Source organism: Mesorhizobium sp. L-8-3, from assembly GCF_016756615.1.
Lineage (GTDB): Bacteria > Pseudomonadota > Alphaproteobacteria > Rhizobiales > Rhizobiaceae.
The window spans coordinates 24,773-46,022 of record NZ_AP023262.1 but is presented as its reverse complement, the minus strand read 5'-3'; the positions used below and the strand labels follow the sequence as shown (position 1 = coordinate 46,022).

The window sequence follows — 21,250 nt, the reverse complement described above, 5'->3', positions numbered from 1 at the left end:
GTCAAGCCGGAGCGAGCAGGGAGGAGGTTCAGATGCTTGTATGCCAAATCTTGAAGGCCAAGGCCCCCGAGGTCGTATCGGTCACTCCAAATCAGACGATGGTGGAAGTCCTGCGGCTGTTTCGGGAACACAACATCGGCTTCGTGGTCGTCAGCCGTTCGCCCGGGAAATACCTGGGTACGCTGTCGGAGCGGGACTGTTGCAATGCCGTGGCCGACTACGGAGTCGAGGCGCCCATGATGCAGGTCGCCGACATCATGAACCGCAGCGTGGCGACATGTTCGGCACAGGATGGGCTGCCGTTCGTGATGGCGATCATGACCGAGCGGCGGACGCGCCACGTGCTGGTCATGGATGGCGACGCCCCTGTCGGCGTGGTCAGCATCGGCGATCTGGTCAAGCACCGGCTCGAGGAACTGATACGCAACGAGGAGGCGCTGCACGATTACATCGCCGGAACCGGCTATCACTGACGATCCTGGATCCATCGGCAGGCTGCAGGTGGGAACCGCCTCAGCCCGGAACCTCTGGCAGCGCTTCAGGTTGCGCGGCAGCGCCGATCCCTAAAGCCGCGTGCGCCCTGCGAACCTCCACCGGACATGGGTATTCGCCCCGCCGCATCAGGCTGTTGAGACGCAAGGTTCTGTAATTTTCCGGCACGAACACGAGGCCCGGGGGAAAGCGCCTGTTGACCTTGAGTTCCGCCGTCAGCTCGCCCCGGGCGGATCGCACCGCCACCAGATCGCCATCCGAAAGGGCAAGCTGCCGGGCGTCTCGCTCGCTCATCTCGACATATGGGGCGTCAGCGACGGTATTCAGTATCTCCGAGCGTTCGGAAAGATATCCGTTGTGGAACAGGCCGTTGCCGGTGACCAGCATGAGCCCGTCGGCCGCGATCGGGGCAGGCGGCGGGGCGAAGAACTCACCGGCCTGCGGCGACGGGGCCGTTCCGGTGAATGCTCCGTCGGTCCCGAGGCCGTCTTGCGTCAGTCCCTGATAGGCCGGAACCAGCCGGGCGATCTCGCCGAAGATTTCGCCTTGCAGTGACAGCCCCAGCGCCCGGTTGCGCAGCGCCGCGACGAAGTCGAAGATCGCCAGATTGCCTCGCGCCTCGAAGGCGGGCTCGCGGAACTTGCGGATCGTCTGGGTCCGGCCCTCGTTGTTGGTGAACGTGCCGGATTCTTCGCCGTAGCCCGCCGCGGGCAGGACGACATCGGCCAGACCCGCCGTATCGGTGATGAACGTGTCCTGCACGACCAGAAGATCGGCGCCGGCAAGCGCCCGCTTTGCGAATTCCCGGTCTGGATAGGCCATCAGCGGGTCGCTTCCGACGACGTAGAGCGCGCCCATCCGCCCGCCGTCGCAGAGTTCCAGCATGGCGTCGAAATCCGCGCCCGGTTCGGGCGGGATTTCGGTGCCCCAGGCCTTTTCGAGAATTCCGCGCGCCACGTCATCGCCCACCGGGCGCAGCCCCGGCAGCGCCGCCGGCAGGACCCCCATGTCCCAGGCGCCCATCTGATTGGCGCGGTCGAAGAGGAACTGCATCGCCACGCCCTTGCCGAGTGCGCGGAGAAGCTGCAGCAGGTTGGTGAGTTGCTGCAGCGTTGCGCGAGCCTGGTGTGATCTCAGCAGGTCGGCGCTGACAAGCGTGGTGATGCTTCGGCCTTTCAGCAGCGCTGCGGCGAGACGGTCCGGCTCCTCACTGCCGGTTGTCGCGCCGATGTCCGCGAACAATTCGCCCGGAAGGGCCCGACCTGCCGCCGCGGCCAGACCGGCCACCACCGCGGCGAGGCTCGCCGTCTCACCGCCTGGCGGGACCCGAACGACCGCCCTGCTGTCGGCGTCGAGGCGCGACGGCCGCGTCGAGAGCATGAGCAGCCCGATGTGCCGCTGGCGTGCGGCGTCACGCAGCAGGTATTCGGTGACCGGATTTTCCTCGGTAACGTTGCCACCGACGACAAGCACGCAATCGTTGCCGATCACCTCCTCCAGCGGCGCGCGGGAATGGAAGCCCGCCATCAAGGGGCCGAGCGCATCGAAGGGCGTGGACCAGCGCGCCGAGCAGTCGATATTGTTGGTTCGGAACACCGTCCGCATCAGCTTCTGGAACTGATAGAGCATCTCGTTGGGGAGACGCGGCGAGGCGAGCCCGCCCGCAGCCTTGCTCCCGACATCGGACAGGCGTTGCCGCAAGTAGTCCCCCGCTTCGTCCCAGGAAACCGGAACCAGGGCTCCGTCACGACGGATCATCGGCCGCTTGACCCGGTCCCGGCCCTCGATGAAATCGAGACCGAAGCGCCCTCGCACGCAGAGCGTTTCGCGGTTGACCCCGTTCTCCCACTTCGAGCGGACCCGCATGAACTCGCCCCTGCGCGCGCCGACTGTCAACTGGCAACCGGTGCCGCAATGCGGGCACACCGAGTCGGTCTCGGCCAGATCCCAGGGCCGCGCCTTGTAGCGATAGGGAAAGCTCATCAGCGCGCCGACCGGGCAGACCTCGACGCAGTTGCCGCACTGGTCGCAACTCGCGAGGCTGCCTTCGAAGCCGGTGACGGCCGTATCCATGCCTTTTTCGACGGTGCCCAAGGCGACCGCACCGACGACCTCCTCGCACATCCGGACGCAGCGCTGGCACTGGATGCAGCGGTTGACATTCATGATGATGACCGGGCTGAGCCGGATGTCCTTGGAGTGGAACACACGTTTGGCATCGCGGAACCGGCTTTCGCGGGGGCCGTATGCCATTACCATGTCCTGAAGCTCGCACTCGCCGCCCTTGTCGCAGATCGGGCAGTCGAGCGGGTGGTTGGCGAGCAGCATGTCGAGCATGGAGGAGCGCGTCTCGTCGATCAGCGGCGTGTTCGTCCGTACGACCATGCCCTCGGCGACCGCGGTCGCGCAGGAGGGCTGCAGTCTCCGCAACCCCTGCACCTCGACAAGGCACATGCGGCAGGAAGCCAGCGCCGGCAGCCGCTTCATGTAGCAGAAGGTCGGGATGGCGATACCCAGACGCTCGGCGGCCTGCAGCACCGTGGACCCCTGCTCCACTTCCAGCATTTGCCCATCGATCGTGATGCTAACCATGACTTCCTTACGGCCTACTCTCAGCGCTCCTCAGTGAAACGGACACCTCCGCTCCTCGATATGGAGGGCGAACTCATGCTCGAAATGCTCCAGCGCCGCCCGCAGCCCCATGGCCGCGCCGTCGCCCAGCGCGCAGAACGTGTTGCCGAAGATGCCCTTGCAGAGCGCCTCCAGCTGATCCAGGTCACCCGGCGCGCCTTGCCCAGCTTCGACCCGGCGCAGGACTTTCACGACCCAGTTCAGGCCCTCGCGGCACGGGGTGCACTTGCCGCAGGATTCATGGTGGAAGAACTCGATTATCCGGGTGGCGACTTTTACCATGCAGGTCGAGTCGTCGATCACGATCACCCCGGCCGAGCCGAGCATCGAGCCGGCGGCGGCCAGGGAATCGAAGTCCATCCCGACGTCCAGCCCGCGCTCCGGTATCACCGGCGCCGAGACCCCGCCGGGGATTACGGCCTTGATCTTGCGCCCTGGCAACGGCCCGCCGGCGTGGTCCTCGACCAGTTCGCGCAGCGAAATGCCCATCGGCAGCTCGTAGAGGCCCGGTTTGCGCACCTGCCCGCTGAGGCAATAGAGCTTCGGGCCGGGGCTCTTGTCCGGGCCGATGCCGCGGAACCAGACCGGCCCCCGCGCCACGATATGCGGCACACAGGCCAGCGTCTCGACGTTGTTGATCACGGTCGGGCTGGCGTAGAGCCCCTCGACTGCGGGAAACGGCGGTTTCAGACGCGGCTGGGCCCGTTTGCCCTCGAGCGAATCGAGCATCGCGGTCTCCTCGCCGCAGATATAGGCGCCGGCGCCGCAATGGATGTGCACGGCGAAGCTGAAATCCGAGCCGAGGATCCCCGTTCCCAGGTACCCCTTGGCATGGGCCTCGGCGATCGCCTGCTCCAGCCGCCGGATCGACAGCACGTATTCCCCGCGGATGTAGAGATAGGCTGTTTCCGCGCCGATCGCGTAGGCGCTGATCGCCATGCCCTCGATCAGCTGGTGCGGGTCACGCTCCATGATGATCCGGTCCTTGAAGGTACCGGGCTCGCCCTCATCGGCGTTGCAGCACAGATATTTCAGCTTGTCGGCCCGCTTCGGCACAAAGCTCCACTTCATACCGGTCGGGAATCCGGCTCCGCCGCGACCGCGCAGATTGGACTCCTTGATGAGGCCGATGATCTCGTCGGGCGTGTGCTCGCGCAACGCCTTCGCCAGCGCCTGATAGCCGCCGCCGGCCTCGTAGGTCGCCAGCAGATGGCCGTCGGGCACGTCCACGTTCCTGAGAAGCACCGGTTCGAACATGGCGCTACACTCCGGGGGCTGCCGGCGTTGCGCGATCGGCGCCGGTCGCCAGCCCCGCCGTCGCCCGCAGACACTCCAGAAGCGCGTCGACCCGCGCGATGTCGAGATCGCCGTGATAGTCGTCGCCGACCTGCATCACCGGCGCCATCTCGCAAGCACCCAGGCATTCGACGGTCGAAAGGGTGAACAGTCCGTCCGGGGTCGTGTCGCCCTTCCTGATCCCCAGCACCACTTCCAGATGCCTCAGCAGGTGCTCGGACCCACGCAGCATGCAAGAGACGTTGTCGCAGAGTTCCAGGTGGAACATGCCCACCGGCTCGGTATGGAACAGGGTGTAGAAGGTCGCCAGTTCGTAGACCCAAATCCGCTCGACGCCGAGGATGTCTGCGACTTCTTCCAGCACCGGGCCGGGTAGATGGCCATGTTCCTTCTGCGCGATCAGCAGCGCGGGCATGATCGCCGAGCGCTGGTCCGGGTACCGCGCAGCCGCCGCCTCGATCTTTTCGCGCATGTTCATCGCGTCCGGATCCACTTCTATTTGTCCACTTCCGCCATCACCGGGTCGAGGCTGCCCAGCACGGCGATCATGTCCGCCAGGTAGCGCGCATTGCTGACCCCGAACAGTGCCTGAAGATTGACGAAGGACGGTGCCCGCACCTTCATCCGGAACGGTTTTGGCGACCCGTCGCTGATGATATAGAAACCGAGCTCGCCCTTCGGCGCCTCGATCGCCGAATAGACTTCGCCCTTCGGCACCTCGAAGCCATAGGCCGACAGGTCGAAGTGCTGGATCAGCGCCTCCATCGAACAGTGCACCCTGTCCTTGTCCACCGGGAAGGCGATCGTCGGCATGTCGATCTGGAAAGGCCCCTCCGGCATCTGCTCGAGGCATTGCTCGATGATCCGGACGCTCTCGCGCATCTCCTCGACCCGGCATTGCCAGCGCGCGTAGCAATCGCCCTCGTTGCGGATGACGACGTTGAAGTCGAGCCGGTCATAGATCTCGTAAGGTTCGTCGCGACGGATGTCCCAGTCGACGCCCGAGGCCCGCAGGTTCGGGCCGCTCAAGCCAAGATCGATGCCGTCCTCGGCGGAGATCACGCCGATCCCGCGTGTGCGCTTCAGGAACACCCGGTTGTCCTCGACCAACCGTTCATAGTCGCGTATCCGGTTCGGGAAGATGTCGCAGAACTCTCTGATCTTGGGGAAGAAGCCGTCGGGCAGGTCCTCGCGCACACCGCCGACCCGGCAGAACGAGGTGTGCATTCGTGCCCCGCTGATCATCTCCAGAAGGTCCATGATCATTTCGCGTTCGCGCATGGCGTATAGCAGCGCGGTCATGGCACCCAGGTCCATGGGCAGCGCGCCGGTGATGAGGAGATGACCGGAGATCCGGGCCAGCTCGGCCATCAGCACGCGGATATACTGCGCCCGGACGGGCGCCTCTATGCCGAGGAGCTTTTCCACGGCCAGCGCGAAGGCCAGGTTGTTCGAGGGCGGGCAGAGGTAATCGAGCCTGTCGGTCAGGGGGAAGATCTGGGTGTAGGTGAAGCTCTCGGCAAGTTTTTCGGTGCCGCGGTGGAGGTAGCCGATATGGGGGTCCACGCGCGCGACATGCTCGCCGTCCAGCTCGAGCACGAGCCGCAGCACCCCATGGGTGCTGGGATGCTGCGGGCCGAGGTTGAGAAGAACCTCCTTTGTGTCGAGCTCTTCGCCTTCCGGCCTTGTCAGTTCCGTGACTTCGGTCATCTCAAGTCCCGTCGTGGGATTGTGCGCCCGGCGGTATGTCTCTCGTGGCGAGGTCGGGCTGCGTCGGCGGGGTGCCTTCGGCGCCAAACGGGTTCAACTCGTCCTTGTAGCCCCGGAGCGGAAAGTCCTTGCGCTGCGGAAAGCCCTCGAACCCTTCCCACATGTAGATCCGCCGCAGGTCGGGGTGGCCCTCGAACATGATCCCGTACATGTCCCAGGCCTCGCGCTCATGCCAGTTGGCGGTACGCCAGACCCCTGTCACCGACGGGATCCGCGGCGGATCGCCGAGGCGGCACTTGATCCGGACGCGCCATTTGTTGGGCAGTGAATAGAGGTGGTACACCGCCTCGTATCGCGGCGCCCCGGGGTGATGGTCGACCCCGCAGATGTCGGACAGGAAATTGAACCGCAGCGCCGGGTGGTCCTTCAGGAACCGGCAAAGCTCGACGACCATTTCAGGCGGAGCGGCGAAGGCATGAACGCCGTGCGCAAAGCCAAGATCCTCGATCGCCCCCCCGAAGCGCTCTATGATCGGGGCGCGGTTGAAAGGCGTCTCCACGCTCATGGCGCCGCGACCCTTTCAAGGCGCGTCCCGGCCAGCGCCCGGGATTTCCTGATCTTCTCCTGAAGCAGAAGGAACCCATGCATCAGCGCCTCGGGCCGAGGCGGGCAGCCGGGCACATGCACGTCCACCGGCACGAAGGTCTCCGCCCCCTGCACCACTGCGTAGGTGTTGTAGACTCCGCCCGAGATCGCGCAGGTGCCCATCGCGATGACCCAGCGCGGCTCAGGCATCTGGTCATAGAGCCGGCGCACGACGGGTGCGAACTTCCGCGTCACGGTGCCGGCGATGATCATCACGTCGGACTGGCGCGGCGACGGCCGGAACACCACGCCGAACCGGTCGAGATCGTAGCGCGCGCATCCCGCCGAGATCATCTCGATGGCGCAGCAGGCAATGCCGAAAGTCTCGGGCCACAGTGCAGACCTTCGACCCCAGCTGATCACATTGTCGGCCGTGGTGAACAGCACGCTGTCACGGATCGCGTTGCTCATTCCTCCCACTCCAGCGCTCCCGTCAGCCAGGCGTAGGCGAAGCCCACGACAAGCAACAGGATGAAGACGAACATTTCGACATAGCCGACCAGCCCGATTTCCTTGAGGACGACGGCCCAGGGAAAGAGGAACATCGTCTCTACATCGAAGACCACCAGCAGGATCGCGAGGATGAAGAACTGCACCCTGAAGCGCCCCCCGGCTGCCTCGCCCGCCGGATCCATGCCGCATTCATAGGGCATGTTCTTCGCGGGATAGGGATGGGACGGGCGCAGCAGGGAGGAGACAAACAAGGTCGCCATCGCCACCAGAACAATTCCGGCGACCATGAAAAGAACCGGCAGGAATTCCATTCCAGTCATGTCGCATTACCCCGGTCACCTACCGAGGGTTCTGCTCAGGTCGCGACCGGCTCGCTTCGAGGCCGGTGACGCGGGCCCCCGGGAAGCGACTTGTGCCTTTCTTTCCTGCACTACCGAGAGTATTCGCTCGGCCCGATCATTGCAAATCCAATCGATCAGCCGCCGGACGCGGATTGCTGGGCGAGCCTCAGAAACCACGCCGGGAACAGGCCGATCCCGATGGTGCCGGCAGCGGTCAAGGCAAGCGTGGCACGCACCGGGAGCGTCAGCGCGGGGTCGAATGCGCGCTCCGGCTCGCGCATGTAGATCACCATGACGATGCGGATGTAGAAGTAGGCGGCGACGGCGCTCAGCAGCACCGCGATCACCGCCAGCGTGACGAACCCCCGCTCGACGAGGGCGACCAGCACATAGAACTTGGCGAAGAAGCCGGCCGTCGGCGGAATGCCGGCCAGCGAGAACAGATAGAGCAGCATCAGTAACGCCAGCCCGCCATGCGACTTGGCAAGCCCGGCGTAGTCCTTGATGGGCTCGCCCGAGAAGTCGCCGTTCCGCATCATGATGACGGTGCCGAAGATGCCGAGGTTCATGAACGTGTAGATCAACAGATAGAGCATCACGCTGGCGATCCCGTCCGCGCCGCCGGCCACCACGCCGAACATCGCGAAGCCGGCATGAGCGATGCTGGAATAGGCCAGCAGGCGCTTGAAATTGTCCTGCACCAGGGCGACGAAACTGCCGAGCGCCATCGTCGCGACCGCGATGATGGCGACGATGATCCAGGCGTCCGAGGCCGCCACCAGCGGATTGAGGAACACCCGCAGGATCACCGCGAACCCCGCCGCCTTGGGGCCCACCGACATGAAGGCGGTGATCGTCGTCGGCGCGCCTTCATAGACGTCCGGAACCCACATATGGAACGGCACCGCGCCGACCTTGAAGACCAGTCCCGCGACGATGAAGACGACCGCCAACAGCAATCCGGGATCGAGCGGATCGCCGGTCACCGCAGCAGCCATCCCGTCGAGCTGCGTCGTGCCGGTAAGCCCGTAGACCAGCGAAACGCCGTAAAGGAATATCCCGCTCGATACCGCCCCGAGGACCACATATTTCAGCGCCGCTTCGTTCGACCGCCGCTGCTGCCGCAGGAAGCCGGTCAGCACATAGGTGGAGAGCGCCATCAGTTCGAGGCCCACATAGATCGACAGGAGGTCGATCGCCGAGGCCATGATCATCATCCCCGCAAGCGCGAAGAGCAGCAGCACATAGTATTCGCTGCTCCCGATCCCTTCGATCTGCGCATATTTTCGCGAGAGAAGGAATGTCAGAACGGTGGCCAGGTAGAACACGGCCTTGAAGAAGGCCGAGAAGGGGTCGGCGACAAACATGCCCGTATAGGCAGGCCACACGTCGCCCGACAGCATGAGTGTCCCCAGGGCGGCAAGCAGCACGACCGCGGCGGAAGCCCAGCCGATCAGATGTTCCTGCCCTTTCCGGACCAATTGTCCCAGGATCAGGAGAATGCAGGCGCCCGTGATCACCACGATCTCGGGCATGCTCGCGAGGATCGACTGGAGCAGCGCGGCGGCGGTCATCGGCTGCCTCCTCTCGCGTGCACTTGCGACAGCAAATGCTTCGCCGAAGCGTCGATGATGTCGAGAAAGGGTCTCGGATAAAGTCCGACCCAGAGCACGAAGACGGCCAGCGGCACGATCGCCGCCAGTTCGCGTGCGTTCACGTCGCGGATCTTGTACCGCGCGCCGGCGCGGGCAGGACCAAGCGCGACCTTCCCATACATGCCGAGCAGATAGGCCGCGCCCAGCAATGCCCCGACGACGGCGGCGGCGCCGACGGCCAGATTGGCCGCAAACCCGCCCGACAGCACCAGCAACTCGCCCACGAACGAATTCGTCCCCGGCAGCGCCATCGACGACAGGGTGAACAGCGCGAGAAATGTCGTATAGACCGGCGCCGCCTTCATCAGCCCGCCGTAATCCGCGATGCTGCGGGTATGGGTCCGTTCGTAGATCAGGCCGACGAACAGGAACAACGCGCCCGTCGTCACGCCATGATTGAACATTTGCAGGATGCCGCCCTCGAGGCCGCGGAGGTTCAGCGCGAAGATCCCCAGGGTCACGAAGCCCATGTGGCTGATGCTGGAATAGGCCACCAGCTTCTTCAGGTCGTCCTGCGCCAGAGCGAGCAACCCGCCATAGACGATCGCAAGTGCCGAAAGCGCCAGCATCGGCAATGAAAAATAAACCGACGCCTCCGGCAGCATCGGCAACGAGAACCGCAGGAACCCGTAGGCGCCCATCTTCAGGAGCACGCCGGCGAGGATGATGCTGCCGGCCGTCGGCGCCTGCACATGAGCGTCCGGCAGCCAGGTATGCACGGGGACCATCGGCACCTTGACGGCGAAGGCGATCAGGAAGGCGAGGAACAGCCAGGACTGGACCCGAAACGGATAATCCTGCTCCGTGAGGGCTCGGATGTCGAAGGTCTCGCCGCCCTGGAAATAGAGCACGATGACGCCGATCAGGAACAGTAGGCTGCCGGCCAATGTGTAGAGGAAGAACTTGAACGCCGCGTAGACCCGGCCGTCACCACCCCAGACGCCGATGATCACGTACATCGGGATGAGCATCGCTTCCCAGAATACGTAGAACAGGAACAGGTCGAGCGCGCAGAACACGCCGAGCATCAGCGCCTGCATGGCCAGAAGGCTGACCATGAACTCCTTCACCTTGCGGTCGATCGCGACCCAGGACGCGAGCACGCAGATCGAACCCAGGAGCGCGGTGAGGAACACGAAGAGTGCGCTGATCCCGTCGACGCCGAGCGCGTAGGTAATCCCTAGCGCGGGCACCCACGGTCGCGTCTCGGTGAACTGCATCGCATGGGTGGTGGTGTCGAAGCCGGCCAGCATCGCGATGCAGAGTGCGAGGTCGAGGACTGTGACGGCCAGCGCCGTCCACCGCACCGCGTCGTCGCTGCGCAGAAACATCAGAAACGCCGCGCCGGCGGCGGGCAGGAACACGATGAGGCTGAGCAGCGGGAACGCCATCGCACCCCCTACTGCCACACCACGGCGAAGACAGCGATGACAGCGATCACGCCGGCGATCATCGCCAGCGCATAATGGGTCACGACGCCGGTCTGGAGCCGCCGCAGCACCCCGCCGCCGTGAAGGATCGAGCGAGCGATGCCGTTCACGACGGCGTCGACGCCGTTGAGATCGGTCCGCAGCCCGGCCCGTGCCGTCCGGTGCAGGAAGGGCAGCGCCGCGGTCTCCGACAGGTCGCTCACGGCCTTCTCGTAGCTGGCCAGCGGCCTTTCGGCGACCCACATGAAGAGCCTCGCGCCCTTGCGGTAGAACCAGTCGGTGTCGAGGCTTATCGTGTTCTCGGGGTCCAGCGCCCTGAGGAAGAGGACGAAGCCCAATGCCGTGAACATCAGGATACCCAGGCTCTCGGTGACATGGGCGCCGGTGTAGGGCTCGAAATCGACCGGATAGGGCAGAAGCGCATAAAGCGGCTGGGGGAACACCCCGATCGCGATGCAGAGCACCGCCGCCATGGCCATCGCAACCAGCATGTTGCGAGGCGGCTCCTGTGCCTCCAGCTTCCGGTCCGTGCCGAAGAACATGTAATATGGGAGCTTGAGCCCGGTGTGCAGGAACGTCCCCGACGACGCCATCGTCAGCATAAGCACCACCAGCGCGCGGTGGTCCTGTCCGGCGGCGGCCACCACCATCGACTTGGTGACGAAGCCCGAGAAAAACGGAAACGCCGAGATGGCGAAGGCGCCGATCATGTAGAGCGCCACGGTCAGCGGCATGGTCCGGTAGAGCCCGCCGAGTTCGGTGAGCTTGCGCCGTCCGGTGACGTAAATTACCGCCCCCGCGCCCATGAAGAGGAGCGCCTTGTAGAGGATATGCGCGAAGGCGTGGCTGGTCGCCCCGTTCAGAGCCATTTCGGTGCCGATGCCGACGCCCGCCACCATGTAGCCTACCTGGCTGACGATGTGATAGGCCAGGAGCCGCCGGCAGTCGTTCTCCAGCACTGCGTAGACGACGCCGTAAAGCGCCATCACTGCGCCGAGCCACACCAGCAGTTCGGTCCCCGGAAAGGCCCGCGCCAGAACATAGACGGCGGTCTTGGTGGTGAAGGCGCTCATGAACACCGCCCCGGTGACGGTCGCCTCCGGATAGGCGTCGGTCAGCCAGGCGTTGAGCGGCGGTACGGCGGCGTTGAGCATGAACCCGGCAAGGATCAGGTAGACGGCGACGCCCATCCCTCCCTCGATCGGGCCGAAGAGCAGCGAGCCGCTGGCGAGCCCATGGAGAACGATGCCGCCGAGCAGGACGACGCCACCGGTGATGTGGACCATGAGATAGCGGAACCCGGCGCGGATCGCCTGCCCGCCGCCCTGGGCAAAGACCAGATAGGCGGACGCAAAGGCCATGCCTTCCCAGAACAGGTACAGGGTGAGGTAGTCGCCGGCGAAGACGACGCCGAGGGCGCTGCCGACATAGACGAACGCCGCCACATGCTGGCCGGCGCGCGTCAGATGCAGTGCGTAGACCATGCCGATCAGCGCCATGATCGTGAAAACGGTGGCGAAGACGATGCTCAGCCTGTCGACCTTCGCTATCAGGATTTCCTGCCCGATGAACCGCGCCGCGCCGTAGCTGCCCGGCTGCATCGTGAATACGGCGAGGATCGCGAGCGCCGGGATCAGGAGCAGATAGGCCTTGCGGATCGACCCTTTCAGGAACGGGATCGGCAGGGCGCCGAGAATGAACAGCAGGGCGGGATGGACGAAGTCAATCATAATAGTCCTCGCGCCGCATCAGTCCGCCCTGATGGCCGAGGAATTTGGAAACGAAGATCAGCAGCACGCAGGAGCCCAAGCCATAGGCGGCCGACCAGCCCGGCAGACGCTCCCACAAATATTCGGCGTGCGCGCGGGGGACCAGAAAGTCGGCGATGACGATCAGCAGGAGCACCAGATAGAACAGCCGGCGACGCTGCCTCGCATACTGCTCGTCGCCGAAGAAATCGACCATGCGCCTGATCATCTGACGACTCCTTCCGCCAGTGAGAGGAAATAGTCGGGGAAGATGCCCATGGACACCGACAGGATGGCGGTCGCGACCAACGGGATCGCCACCATCGGAATTTCACGGACCGGCGTCGGGCTCTCCGCTGCCTCCGTCCCGAAGAAGGCACCGTAGCTGACCGGCAGGAAATAGGCGGCGTTCAGGACCGAACTCACCAGGAGCACGATCAGGAACGCGATCTCCCCAGCCTCCACCGAACCCAGCGCCAGGTACCACTTGCTGACGAAGCCTGCGGTCGGCGGTATCCCGATCATGCTGAGCGAGGCGACAAAAAACGCTCCCATCGTCCAGGGCAGCCTGCGGCCGATGCCTGCCATCTCGCTGATGTTGCGCTTGCCGGACGCGCAGTAGATCGATCCGGCGCACAGAAAGAGGGTGATCTTGGAGAATGCATGCGCCGCAATGTGGACAATTCCTCCGACCATCGCGACCGGCGACAAGAGGACCGCGCCAAGCACGATGTAGGAAAGCTGGCTGACCGTCGAATAGGCGAGCCTCGCCTTGAGGTCGTCCCGCGTCAGGGCGTAGACGGAAGCCATCAGGATGGTGAAAGAGACCAGATAGGCCGTGGCGATGCCGAGCCCCAGCCCATCCATCAGCCCCACGCCGAACACATGGAACACCACCCGCAGCACGCAGAACACGCCCATCTTCACCACGGCCACCGCATGCAGGAGCGCGCTGACCGGTGTCGGCGCCACCATTGCGGCGGGCAGCCAGGCGTGCATCGGCATCACCGCCGCCTTGGCGAAACCGAAGAGATAGCAGAAATAGACGACCGTCAGCAGGGCTGCCGACGCATCGGCCCGCGCCAGCAGCCCTCCCGCCACAAAGTCGAGCGACCCCGCAATCTGGTAAGTCAGAGCCAGCGCGGCGAGAAGCACGCTTTTCGACGCGCCCATCAGATAGACGAGGTACTTGCGGCTGCCCGCCCATGCCTCCTCGTCCTCGTGGTGGTAGACAAGCGGATAGGTAACGAGGCTGAGCACCTCGTAGAAGATGACCAGGGTGAACAGATTGGCCGCGAAGGCCCCTCCGACGGCCGCCGCGAGGCTGGTGGCGAAGCAGGCGAAGAACCGGGTCTGCCCGTGCTCGTTCAAGTGCCGCATATAGCCGATGGAATAGAACGCCGCGGCGATCCACAGCAGCGACGAGACAGTGGCAAACACCATGCCGAGCGCATCGGCCCGGAATGCGAAGTCGATCCCCGGCAGAACCTCGAACAGGCGCAGATCGACCGTACGGCCCGCCAGCACCGTGGGCGCCATCGAAGCGACAATTGCGAACATGGCGAGCGCCGCCACTGGCGAGACGACATCGCGGAGCCTCTCGCGATTGTTGAGAAGGAGAACTGCAAGTGCCGCCAGAACCGCGACGGCAACGGCAAGTAGCGGCCGGATCGATATCACCGGGTCCAAGCTGCTATCCTTTCAATATGGTCACGTCGTCGACCTTGAGGGTGGCCTTGTTTCTCACCAGGGCGACCAGTATGCCAAGGGCGATGGCAACCTCCGCCGCGGTGATCGCGATGACGAAGATCGCGAAGATCTGACCGCGGAAGTCGCCGTAGTAGTGCCCGAAAGCGATGAAATTGATGTTGACCGAGTTGAGCAGCAGCTCCAGCGACATCAGCACGACCAGGATGTTGCGCCTGAGCAGCACGCCCGCCGCTCCGATCACGAACAGGACCACTGCGAGCGCGATATACCACCAGAGCGGCACCATCACCCCGGCTCCTTCCGCGCCAGAACGATGGCGCCGACCAGGGCCGCCAGCAGGATCACGGAGGCAACTTCAAACGGCAGCAGATAGTCGGCGAAAAGTGTCGTGCTGAGTTGCCTGATCTCGCCGCCGCTGCTCGCGGCGACGGGCTCTGTGACCGAAAAGCGGTCGCTCCACAGCACCAGCACAAGCATCTCGACCCCGAGCAGGACGAGCATCACCAGGGCCGGCAGGTTGCTGCCCGGCACGAACCGCTGCAATACGGCTTCGCGCACGTCGATCATCATGATCACGAACAGGAACAGGACCATGATCGCTCCGACATAGACGAAGATCTGGATGACCGCCAGCAACGGTGCCTCGAGCAGGACGAAGATCGCCGAAATCTGCAGGAAACACGCCATCAGCGCCAAGGCGCTGTGCACCGGGTTCCGCGCCAGGACCACGGTCAGGGCCGTGATCACGGACGCCGCAGCGAACAGAAGGAAGAACCCCTGACCCATCGACGCCGACCTTCCGACACGAGCTCTCACTCGGCGCGAGACGGCCGGGTTTGAGATAGCTGCGCACTTCAGACGCGTTCGCAAACTGTGCCCTAATATCGGATTTTTCTCAAGATTGTCGTGGTTTGGCGCCGCGTGGGCGCGATTCTGGCCGTGTCATAGGCGGCATGATCGAAGCCTGATGCGGCAGCGCGGACATATGCGGCCACAAGGCGATCGGGCGCCGCGACGGTGTCTGCACCTGCACGCGCCGGGATCTGAGGCGCGGATGTCGGCTGACGACGCCCGCCGCTTTCCATTCCGCCTTGGTGTTCACAGGGATAACACGGATATGCGGGCGGAGCGTCTCATGCGCGGCCGCGGTCGCCAGTCTGTCCGACGTCTTCTTCCCGAGCACCGCCCTGTTGACAAGCCCGGCGGCACAACGCTTATCTCGCCGCAGGCGGCTGGCGATGGAGGAGGAATCATGCGGAAACTGCTTTTCGCGATCGTCGGCATCGCCGGGATGGCCCTGTCAGGCCAGGCATTCGCCGCCGACTACAAGATCGTGGCGCCGGCCGCGCCCGGCGGCGGCTGGGACCAGACCGCGCGTTCGATGCAGACCGCCCTCCAGGACGAAAAGATCTCCGGCAACGTGCAGGTGATGAATGTGCCCGGCGCGGGTGGCACCATCGGCCTCGCCCAGTTCGTGAACCAGGCCAGCGGCGATCCCTCGCAGCTGATCGTCGGCGGCTATGTGATGGTGGGTGCGATCCTGACCAACAATTCGCCCGTCACCCTCGACCAGGTCACGCCGATCGCCCGCCTCACCGGCGAATATGAGGCGATCGTCGTTCCCGCCGCTTCGGACATCGAGGACATGGCCGGGCTCGTCGAGAAACTGAAAGCCGATCCCGGCTCGGTTTCCTGGGGCGGCGGCTCGGCGGGCGGTACCGACCATATCGCGGCCGCGCTGATCGCCAAGGCTGTCGGGGTCGATCCGACCAAGGTCAACTACATCGCATTCTCCGGCGGCGGCGAGGCGCTGGCGGCTATCCTCGGCGGCCAGGTGACCGCCGGCATTTCCGGTTATGGCGAGTTCGCATCCCAGGTTCAGGCCGGAACGCTCCGGCTGCTGGCAGTTTCCAGCGACGTGAAGATCCCCGGCGTCGACGCTCCGACGCTGAAGGAGAGCGGCGTCGACGTCTCTATCCAGAACTGGCGCATGGTTGCGGCCGCGCCGGGCCTGAGCCCCGAGCAGACGGCGGCCGTCACCGCCGACATCGACAAGATGGTGAAATCGGCGACCTGGCAGAAGGCCCTCGCCGACAAAGGCTGGGCCGATACCTACCTGGCCGGCGACGACTTCCGCACCCAACTCGCGAAGGATGTCCAGGCCACGTCATCGATCCTGAAAGATATCGGCCTCGTCAAATGAGCGACGACGGCGAGCCGCGCCCGGCAGTCCGGGCGGACCGGGCTGCGCTCGTCGTGGCGGGTGCTCTCGCTCTGGTCGCGGTCGTGATCGCCTGGAGCACCGCGACGATGGGCGGTGCGGTGAACTACGCCCGTATCGGCCCGACGACATTTCCCTATATAATTGCAGCCGCGCTGTTCATCCTTGCCATATGGACCGTCTTCGCCGCGCTTCGGGGTGATTTCCCCGAACGCGAGGAGCAGGCGATTGCCCCGATCGTCTGGATCGTCGGCGGTCTGGCGGCGCAGATGCTGCTGTTGAAGCTTGCGGGCTTTTCGATCGCGACGGGCCTGCTTTTCGCCGCGACGGCGCGCGGCTTCGGTCGAGGGCCGCTCTGGTTTACGGTGCCGCTCGGCATACTCTTGTCCGGCCTCGTCTGGCTGATCTTCGCTCGCGGTCTGTCGCTCGCCTTGCCGTCGGGACCGTTCGAGCAGGCGCTGACGACGATTGCAGGCGCGATCGGCGGTCTGTTCGGGAGTGCCGGCTGATGGCGACATTCGAACTCCTCTGGCAAGGCCTCGCCGTCGCGCTGGAGCCGATAAACCTGCTCTACGCGCTGATCGGGGTGACGCTCGGCACCGCCGTCGGCGTGCTGCCGGGGATCGGCCCGGCGCTCACCGTGGCCTTGCTGCTGCCCGTCACCTACAAGCTTGATCCCGCCGGTTCGCTGATCATGTTCGCCGGCATCTACTACGGCGGCATGTATGGCGGCTCGACCACCTCGATCCTGCTCAACACCCCGGGCGAAAGCGCTTCGATCGTCACGGCGCTGGAAGGCAACAAGATGGCGCGCGCCGGTCGCGGCGGACCGGCCTTGGCGACGGCGGCGATCGGTTCTTTCGTCGCCGGGCTGCTCGCCACGATCGGGCTCGCCTTCCTGGCGCCCTGGGTGGTCGGCATTGCGCTGTCCTTCGGTCCCGCGGAATATTTCGCGCTGATGGTGCTGGCCTTCATGACGGTGTCGGCCGCCTTCGGCGATTCGACGCTTCGCGGCCTGACCGCGCTGTTTATCGGACTGGCGCTCGGACTGGTCGGCATAGACCTGCAGACCGGCCAGGCGCGCCTCGCCTTCGGCGTCCCCGATCTGCTCGACGGCATCGAGGTGACGACGCTCGCCGTCGCGCTGTTCGCCGTCGGCGAGGCGCTGAGCGTGGCGGCCAGCCGCGTCGGCGGCGAGCAGAAGATCGAACCGGTGCGCGGCTCGGTCTGGATGAACAGGGAGGATTGGGCGCGGTCGTGGAAGCCGTGGCTGCGTGGAACGGCCGTCGGTTTCCCGATCGGCGCGATGCCGGCCGGCGGCGCCGAGATCGGCACCTTCCTGTCCTATTCGCTGGAAAAGCAGCTTGCCGCGAAACCTGAGGAGTTCGGCAAGGGCGCGATCGAGGGTGTGGCCGGCCCCGAGGCCGCCAACAATGCCTCGGCAGCCGGCACGCTTGTCCCGCTCTTGACCCTCGGCCTGCCGACGACGGCGACGGCGGCGATCATGCTCGCGGGCTTCCAGCAATTCGGCCTGCAGCCGGGACCGCTGCTCTTCGTCACCAATGCACCCCTGGTCTGGGGGCTGATCGCCAGCCTGCTGGTGGCCAATCTGATGCTGCTGGTGCTGAACCTGCCGCTGGTCGGGCTATGGGTGCGGCTGCTCGCCATCCCCCAGCCCTGGCTCTATGCCGGCATCCTGGTCTTCGCCACGCTTGGCACGATCGGCGCCAATCCGTCGACCTTCGAACTCGGCCTGCTGCTCGCCTTCGGGTTGATGGGCTATTTCCTGCGCCGTTTCGGCTATCCGATCGCGCCTGTCGTGGTGGGATTGATCCTGGGGCCGCTGGCCGAACAGCAATTGCGGCGCGCGCTTGCCATCAGCCAGGGCGACCCGAGCGTCCTGTTCCATTCCTGGATCGCGATCGTGCTCTGGATCCTGGCACTGACTGCTGTGCTGCTGCCGCTCTATCTGCGTGCGCGCGGCAAGGCCAGGCTGTTGACGCAGCTCGCGTCGTCGGAGGACTGATACCAACGGTTGACGAAGATCGGCTGTTGGAGTGCGCGACCGCGTGGCGCACGCCCGTTGGCGCGCAGCCAGGCAACCCTGAGGGGCCGCGCCGGCGACCGAGGCGGCGCACTTACGCGTCAGCATCCGGGCCGTTTGTACGAGAACGGTCGTCAGAGCCGGCCGATCTGGCGGTACTGCTCGGGGTCGATGCCCAGTCCGCGCAGATTGCCGGCGTCGGGCTGGCGTCCCTGACGGACCGAAGCGGCGGCTGCAAGTGCATCGCCCATGATGGTGATGATCTCAGCGAAGGTCGTGCGTCTGTTGTGATTCGACATGATCTTTTTCCTTGGATCTGTTCATCGGCAGATAAGTATTGTCCCCATCGGACGTCAGGGGTCGGCGCGCAGGGCTGCCATGCCGGTGGCGCATTGATCAAGCCGGCTGCACGCGGGGGATGAGCCCGGATTTTCGAAAGAAGACCGGCCGGACTTGAAAACCCGGCGCTCATCCGCTATCTCATAGCTAAATTCTTGGTCGGTTAGACGAAGAGTGGGTCCACCCGGTCCCGCTCTTTTTTGTTAATACGGCCGCCCAGGCGGCTGCGCGGAGAACGGATGACTGAAACTGACAGGAGCGAACACGACGATCGCATCATCCGCGAAAGCGGCATCGATGCGCGTGTGGCGCTTATCGTCGAACCGGTGCTCGCCGGCATCGGCTTCCGCCTGGTGCGCGTGCGACTGTTCGGGCAAAACGGCCTGACCCTGCAGATCATGGCCGAGCGCGAAGACGGCACGATGACCGTCGAGGATTGCGAGGAGGTCAGCCGGGCCGTCTCGCCGGCGCTCGATGTGGAAGATCCGATCGAGAAGGCGTATCATCTCGAAGTCTCGTCGCCCGGCATCGACCGGCCGCTGGTCCGCAAGTCGGACTTCGTGACCTGGACCGGCCATCTCGCCAAGATCGAGACCTCCATCCTCGTCGCCGATCGCAAGCGTTTCCGCGGCAGGATCGCCGAGGCCGACGCCGAGGCCGTGCTGATCGAGCGCGACCAGCCGGCCTATGGAGACGAGCCGACGGTGCGGATTCCGTACGAGGCGATCGCCGAAGCGCGGCTCGTGCTCACCGACGATCTTATCAGGGACGCGCTGAAGAAGGACAAGAAGGCGCGCCAGGAAGCAAGGAAGCGCCGCGGCGAGCCCCCAGAAACTGAAGCCGAAACCGAAGACGAAACCGAAACGGACAATTGACGCTGCACCCGGGCAGCCGCGCGGCGCCGGGAATTGCATAGGGAGACCAAGATGGCAGTCAGTGCAAACAGGCTGGAGCTGCTCCAGATCGCCGACGCGGTCGCGCGCGAAAAGGCGATCGACAAGCAGATCGTCATCGCCGCCATGGCGGATGCGATCCAGAAGGCGGCGCGCTCGCGCTACGGCCAGGAGACCAATATCCGCGCCGACATCAACCCGAACACCGGCGAGATGAAGCTGCAGCGGCTGATGGAGGTCGTCGACGACGTCGAGGACTTCGCCAGGCAGATATCGCTGGCGGACGCCCGACTTCGCAATCCCGACGCCCAGGTCGGCGATTTCATCGCCGAGCAACTGCCGCCGATGGATTTCGGCCGCATTGCCGCGCAGTCCGCCAAGCAGGTCATCGTGCAGAAGGTGCGCGAGGCCGAGCGCGACCGTCAGTATGACGAGTACAAGGACCGCATCGGCGAGATCGTCAACGGCACGGTCAAGCGCGTGGAATACGGCAACGTCATCGTCGATCTCGGCCGCGGCGAGGCGATCATCCGCCGCGACGAACTGATCCCCCGCGAGAACTTCAAATATGGCGACCGCGTCCGCGCCTATGTCTATGACGTGCGCCGCGAGCAGCGCGGTCCGCAGATCTTCCTGTCGCGCACCCATCCGCAGTTCATGGCCAAGCTGTTCACCATGGAAGTGCCCGAGATCTACGACGGCATCATCGAGATCAAGTCCGTGGCGCGCGACCCCGGCTCCCGCGCCAAGATCGCCGTCGTTTCGCGCGACTCCTCGATCGACCCGGTCGGCGCCTGCGTCGGCATGCGCGGTTCGAGGGTGCAGGCCGTGGTCGGCGAGTTGCAGGGAGAGAAGATCGACATCATCCCGTGGTCGCCGCAGGCCGCCTCCTTCATCGTCAACGCGCTGCAGCCGGCGGAAGTCGCCAAGGTGGTGCTCGACGAGGATGCCGAGCGCATCGAGGTGGTGGTGCCCGACGACCAGCTGTCGCTCGCCATCGGCCGCCGCGGCCAGAACGTGCGTCTCGCCTCGCAGCTCACCGGCTGGGATATCGACATCCTGACCGAGCAGGAAGAGAGCGAGCGGCGCCAGAAGGAATTCGTCGAGCGCTCGACGCTGTTCATGGAAGCGCTCAATGTCGACGAGATGGTCGGCCAGGTGCTCGCCTCCGAAGGCTTCGCCAGCGTCGAGGAAGTGGCTTATGTCGACGCCGACGAGATTTCGTCGATCGACGGTTTCGACGAGGATACGGCGAGCGAGATCCAGTCGCGGGCCCGCGAGTATCTCGACCGGATCGAGGCCGAGCACGACGCCAAGCGCAAGGAACTCGGCGTCGAGGATGAGCTGCGCGAGATTCCCGGCATCACCACGGCCATGATGGTGACGCTCGGCGAGGACGGCGTGAAGTCGGTCGAGGACTTCGCCGGCTATGCCGTCGACGACCTCGTCGGCTGGAAGGAGCGCAAGGACGGCGAGACCAAGGTCTATCCTGGCGTGCTCGCCAGCCACGGCGTCTCCCGTGCCGATGCCGAGCAGATGGTGGTGGCCGCGCGCCTCAAGGTGGGCTGGATCTCCGAGGACGACCTCGCGACAGAGCAGGAAGCCGCCGAAGCGGCTGACGCCTGACATGAGCGCGGACCGG

At 65.0% G+C, this 21,250-nt stretch carries 21 protein-coding genes; 6 read left to right on the top strand and 15 right to left on the bottom strand.

Annotated elements, in window-relative coordinates; genetic code table 11:
• Window positions 1–32 precede the first annotated feature (32 nt).
• Window positions 33–473 carry a CBS domain-containing protein gene (locus JN302_RS00215; protein WP_202309546.1) on the top strand — a complete coding sequence of 147 codons (441 nt, stop codon included), beginning with the start codon at window positions 33–35 and terminating at the stop codon, window positions 471–473.
• A 40-nt stretch (window positions 474–513) separates the two neighbouring features.
• On the opposite strand, the gene nuoG is transcribed toward JN302_RS00215, so the two are convergent.
• From nuoG to JN302_RS00145, 14 genes are all read right to left on the bottom strand, one after another.
• Window positions 514–3,084: an NADH-quinone oxidoreductase subunit NuoG gene (gene nuoG, locus JN302_RS00210; RefSeq protein WP_202331196.1), complete on the bottom strand. Its 2,571-nt coding sequence runs from the start codon at window positions 3,082–3,084 to the stop codon at window positions 514–516.
• Between the two features lie 30 nt (window positions 3,085–3,114).
• Window positions 3,115–4,380: an NADH-quinone oxidoreductase subunit NuoF gene (nuoF, locus tag JN302_RS00205; RefSeq protein ID WP_202309544.1), complete on the bottom strand. Its 1,266-nt coding sequence runs from the start codon at window positions 4,378–4,380 to the stop codon at window positions 3,115–3,117.
• A gap of 4 nt (window positions 4,381–4,384) precedes the next feature.
• Window positions 4,385–4,897, bottom strand: coding sequence for an NADH-quinone oxidoreductase subunit NuoE (gene nuoE, locus JN302_RS00200; protein ID WP_202334134.1), 513 nt, complete (start codon window positions 4,895–4,897; stop codon window positions 4,385–4,387).
• Between the two features lie 17 nt (window positions 4,898–4,914).
• Window positions 4,915–6,129, bottom strand: a complete 1,215-nt coding sequence (gene nuoD / locus JN302_RS00195; protein WP_202309543.1) for an NADH dehydrogenase (quinone) subunit D — start codon at window positions 6,127–6,129, stop codon at window positions 4,915–4,917.
• 1 nt (window position 6,130) lies between these two features.
• The gene (locus JN302_RS00190) at window positions 6,131–6,694 is read right to left on the bottom strand and encodes an NADH-quinone oxidoreductase subunit C (RefSeq protein ID WP_202331195.1); all 564 of its coding nucleotides are present in this window, start codon (window positions 6,692–6,694) and stop codon (window positions 6,131–6,133) included.
• Window positions 6,691–7,194 carry a NuoB/complex I 20 kDa subunit family protein gene (locus JN302_RS00185; RefSeq protein ID WP_202309541.1) on the bottom strand — a complete coding sequence of 168 codons (504 nt, stop codon included), beginning with the start codon at window positions 7,192–7,194 and terminating at the stop codon, window positions 6,691–6,693. Before JN302_RS00185 ends, JN302_RS00190 begins: the two co-directional genes overlap by 4 nt.
• Entirely contained in the window at window positions 7,182–7,547 is a 366-nt protein-coding gene (locus JN302_RS00180) for an NADH-quinone oxidoreductase subunit A (RefSeq protein WP_202309540.1), read from the bottom strand. The genes JN302_RS00185 and JN302_RS00180 overlap by 13 nt, the downstream gene beginning before the upstream one ends.
• 155 nt (window positions 7,548–7,702) lie before the next feature.
• Complete coding sequence (locus JN302_RS00175) at window positions 7,703–9,142, bottom strand: NADH-quinone oxidoreductase subunit N (RefSeq protein WP_202331194.1); 1,440 nt, start codon at window positions 9,140–9,142, stop codon at window positions 7,703–7,705.
• Complete coding sequence (locus tag JN302_RS00170; protein ID WP_202331193.1) at window positions 9,139–10,614, bottom strand: NADH-quinone oxidoreductase subunit M; 1,476 nt, start codon at window positions 10,612–10,614, stop codon at window positions 9,139–9,141. The genes JN302_RS00175 and JN302_RS00170 overlap by 4 nt, the downstream gene beginning before the upstream one ends.
• An 8-nt stretch (window positions 10,615–10,622) precedes the next feature.
• A complete protein-coding gene (locus tag JN302_RS00165; RefSeq protein WP_202331192.1) occupies window positions 10,623–12,383 on the bottom strand; it encodes a Na(+)/H(+) antiporter subunit D in 1,761 nt (586 codons plus the stop codon).
• On the bottom strand, window positions 12,376–12,630 hold the full coding sequence (locus JN302_RS00160; protein ID WP_202331191.1) for a hypothetical protein: 255 nt from the start codon (window positions 12,628–12,630) through the stop codon (window positions 12,376–12,378). Before JN302_RS00160 ends, JN302_RS00165 begins: the two co-directional genes overlap by 8 nt.
• On the bottom strand, window positions 12,627–14,090 hold the full coding sequence (locus JN302_RS00155) for a monovalent cation/H+ antiporter subunit D family protein (protein ID WP_202331190.1): 1,464 nt from the start codon (window positions 14,088–14,090) through the stop codon (window positions 12,627–12,629). Before JN302_RS00155 ends, JN302_RS00160 begins: the two co-directional genes overlap by 4 nt.
• A gap of 4 nt (window positions 14,091–14,094) precedes the next feature.
• The gene (gene nuoK / locus JN302_RS00150) at window positions 14,095–14,397 is read right to left on the bottom strand and encodes an NADH-quinone oxidoreductase subunit NuoK (protein WP_202331189.1); all 303 of its coding nucleotides are present in this window, start codon (window positions 14,395–14,397) and stop codon (window positions 14,095–14,097) included.
• Window positions 14,397–14,897, bottom strand: a complete 501-nt coding sequence (locus JN302_RS00145) for an NADH-quinone oxidoreductase subunit J (protein ID WP_202331188.1) — start codon at window positions 14,895–14,897, stop codon at window positions 14,397–14,399. Before JN302_RS00145 ends, nuoK begins: the two co-directional genes overlap by 1 nt.
• Before the next feature lie 466 nt (window positions 14,898–15,363).
• Between JN302_RS00145 and JN302_RS00140 the strand changes: the two genes are divergently transcribed.
• From JN302_RS00140 to JN302_RS00130, 3 genes are read left to right on the top strand one after another with little or no spacing between them, the layout of a single operon-like run.
• Window positions 15,364–16,314 carry a Bug family tripartite tricarboxylate transporter substrate binding protein gene (locus JN302_RS00140; RefSeq protein WP_202331187.1) on the top strand — a complete coding sequence of 317 codons (951 nt, stop codon included), beginning with the start codon at window positions 15,364–15,366 and terminating at the stop codon, window positions 16,312–16,314.
• Entirely contained in the window at window positions 16,311–16,841 is a 531-nt protein-coding gene (locus JN302_RS00135) for a tripartite tricarboxylate transporter TctB family protein (RefSeq protein WP_202331186.1), read from the top strand. Before JN302_RS00140 ends, JN302_RS00135 begins: the two co-directional genes overlap by 4 nt.
• Window positions 16,841–18,358 (top strand): tripartite tricarboxylate transporter permease, encoded by a 1,518-nt coding sequence (locus JN302_RS00130; RefSeq protein ID WP_202331185.1) that lies wholly within the window; start codon window positions 16,841–16,843, stop codon window positions 18,356–18,358. The genes JN302_RS00135 and JN302_RS00130 overlap by 1 nt, the downstream gene beginning before the upstream one ends.
• Window positions 18,359–18,510: 152 nt before the next feature.
• On the opposite strand, the gene JN302_RS00125 is transcribed toward JN302_RS00130, so the two are convergent.
• Window positions 18,511–18,675 (bottom strand): hypothetical protein, encoded by a 165-nt coding sequence (locus JN302_RS00125; RefSeq protein ID WP_202309529.1) that lies wholly within the window; start codon window positions 18,673–18,675, stop codon window positions 18,511–18,513.
• Between the two features lie 279 nt (window positions 18,676–18,954).
• Between JN302_RS00125 and rimP the strand changes: the two genes are divergently transcribed.
• A complete protein-coding gene (gene rimP / locus JN302_RS00120; RefSeq protein WP_202331184.1) occupies window positions 18,955–19,590 on the top strand; it encodes a ribosome maturation factor RimP in 636 nt (211 codons plus the stop codon).
• A gap of 51 nt (window positions 19,591–19,641) precedes the next feature.
• Window positions 19,642–21,234, top strand: a complete 1,593-nt coding sequence (gene nusA / locus JN302_RS00115) for a transcription termination factor NusA (protein WP_202309527.1) — start codon at window positions 19,642–19,644, stop codon at window positions 21,232–21,234.
• Window positions 21,235–21,250: the final 16 nt, after the last annotated feature.

Excerpts from the sequence above, each read along its gene's own strand:
- JN302_RS00215 (WP_202309546.1), top strand. The coding sequence starts at position 33 with ATGCTTGTATGCCAAATCTTGAAGGCCAAGGCCCCCGAGGTCGTATCG.
- nuoG (WP_202331196.1), bottom strand. The coding sequence starts at position 3,084 with ATGGTTAGCATCACGATCGATGGGCAAATGCTGGAAGTGGAGCAGGGG.
- nuoF (WP_202309544.1), bottom strand. The coding sequence starts at position 4,380 with ATGTTCGAACCGGTGCTTCTCAGGAACGTGGACGTGCCCGACGGCCAT.
- nuoE (WP_202334134.1), bottom strand. The coding sequence starts at position 4,897 with ATGAACATGCGCGAAAAGATCGAGGCGGCGGCTGCGCGGTACCCGGAC.
- nuoD (WP_202309543.1), bottom strand. The coding sequence starts at position 6,129 with ATGACCGAAGTCACGGAACTGACAAGGCCGGAAGGCGAAGAGCTCGAC.
- JN302_RS00190 (WP_202331195.1), bottom strand. The coding sequence starts at position 6,694 with ATGAGCGTGGAGACGCCTTTCAACCGCGCCCCGATCATAGAGCGCTTC.
- JN302_RS00180 (WP_202309540.1), bottom strand. The coding sequence starts at position 7,547 with ATGACTGGAATGGAATTCCTGCCGGTTCTTTTCATGGTCGCCGGAATT.
- JN302_RS00175 (WP_202331194.1), bottom strand. The coding sequence starts at position 9,142 with ATGACCGCCGCCGCGCTGCTCCAGTCGATCCTCGCGAGCATGCCCGAG.
- JN302_RS00170 (WP_202331193.1), bottom strand. The coding sequence starts at position 10,614 with ATGGCGTTCCCGCTGCTCAGCCTCATCGTGTTCCTGCCCGCCGCCGGC.
- JN302_RS00165 (WP_202331192.1), bottom strand. The coding sequence starts at position 12,383 with ATGATTGACTTCGTCCATCCCGCCCTGCTGTTCATTCTCGGCGCCCTG.
- JN302_RS00160 (WP_202331191.1), bottom strand. The coding sequence starts at position 12,630 with ATGATCAGGCGCATGGTCGATTTCTTCGGCGACGAGCAGTATGCGAGG.
- nuoK (WP_202331189.1), bottom strand. The coding sequence starts at position 14,397 with ATGGTGCCGCTCTGGTGGTATATCGCGCTCGCAGTGGTCCTGTTCGTG.
- JN302_RS00145 (WP_202331188.1), bottom strand. The coding sequence starts at position 14,897 with ATGGGTCAGGGGTTCTTCCTTCTGTTCGCTGCGGCGTCCGTGATCACG.
- JN302_RS00140 (WP_202331187.1), top strand. The coding sequence starts at position 15,364 with ATGCGGAAACTGCTTTTCGCGATCGTCGGCATCGCCGGGATGGCCCTG.
- JN302_RS00135 (WP_202331186.1), top strand. The coding sequence starts at position 16,311 with ATGAGCGACGACGGCGAGCCGCGCCCGGCAGTCCGGGCGGACCGGGCT.
- JN302_RS00130 (WP_202331185.1), top strand. The coding sequence starts at position 16,841 with ATGGCGACATTCGAACTCCTCTGGCAAGGCCTCGCCGTCGCGCTGGAG.
- JN302_RS00125 (WP_202309529.1), bottom strand. The coding sequence starts at position 18,675 with ATGTCGAATCACAACAGACGCACGACCTTCGCTGAGATCATCACCATC.
- rimP (WP_202331184.1), top strand. The coding sequence starts at position 18,955 with ATGACTGAAACTGACAGGAGCGAACACGACGATCGCATCATCCGCGAA.
- nusA (WP_202309527.1), top strand. The coding sequence starts at position 19,642 with ATGGCAGTCAGTGCAAACAGGCTGGAGCTGCTCCAGATCGCCGACGCG.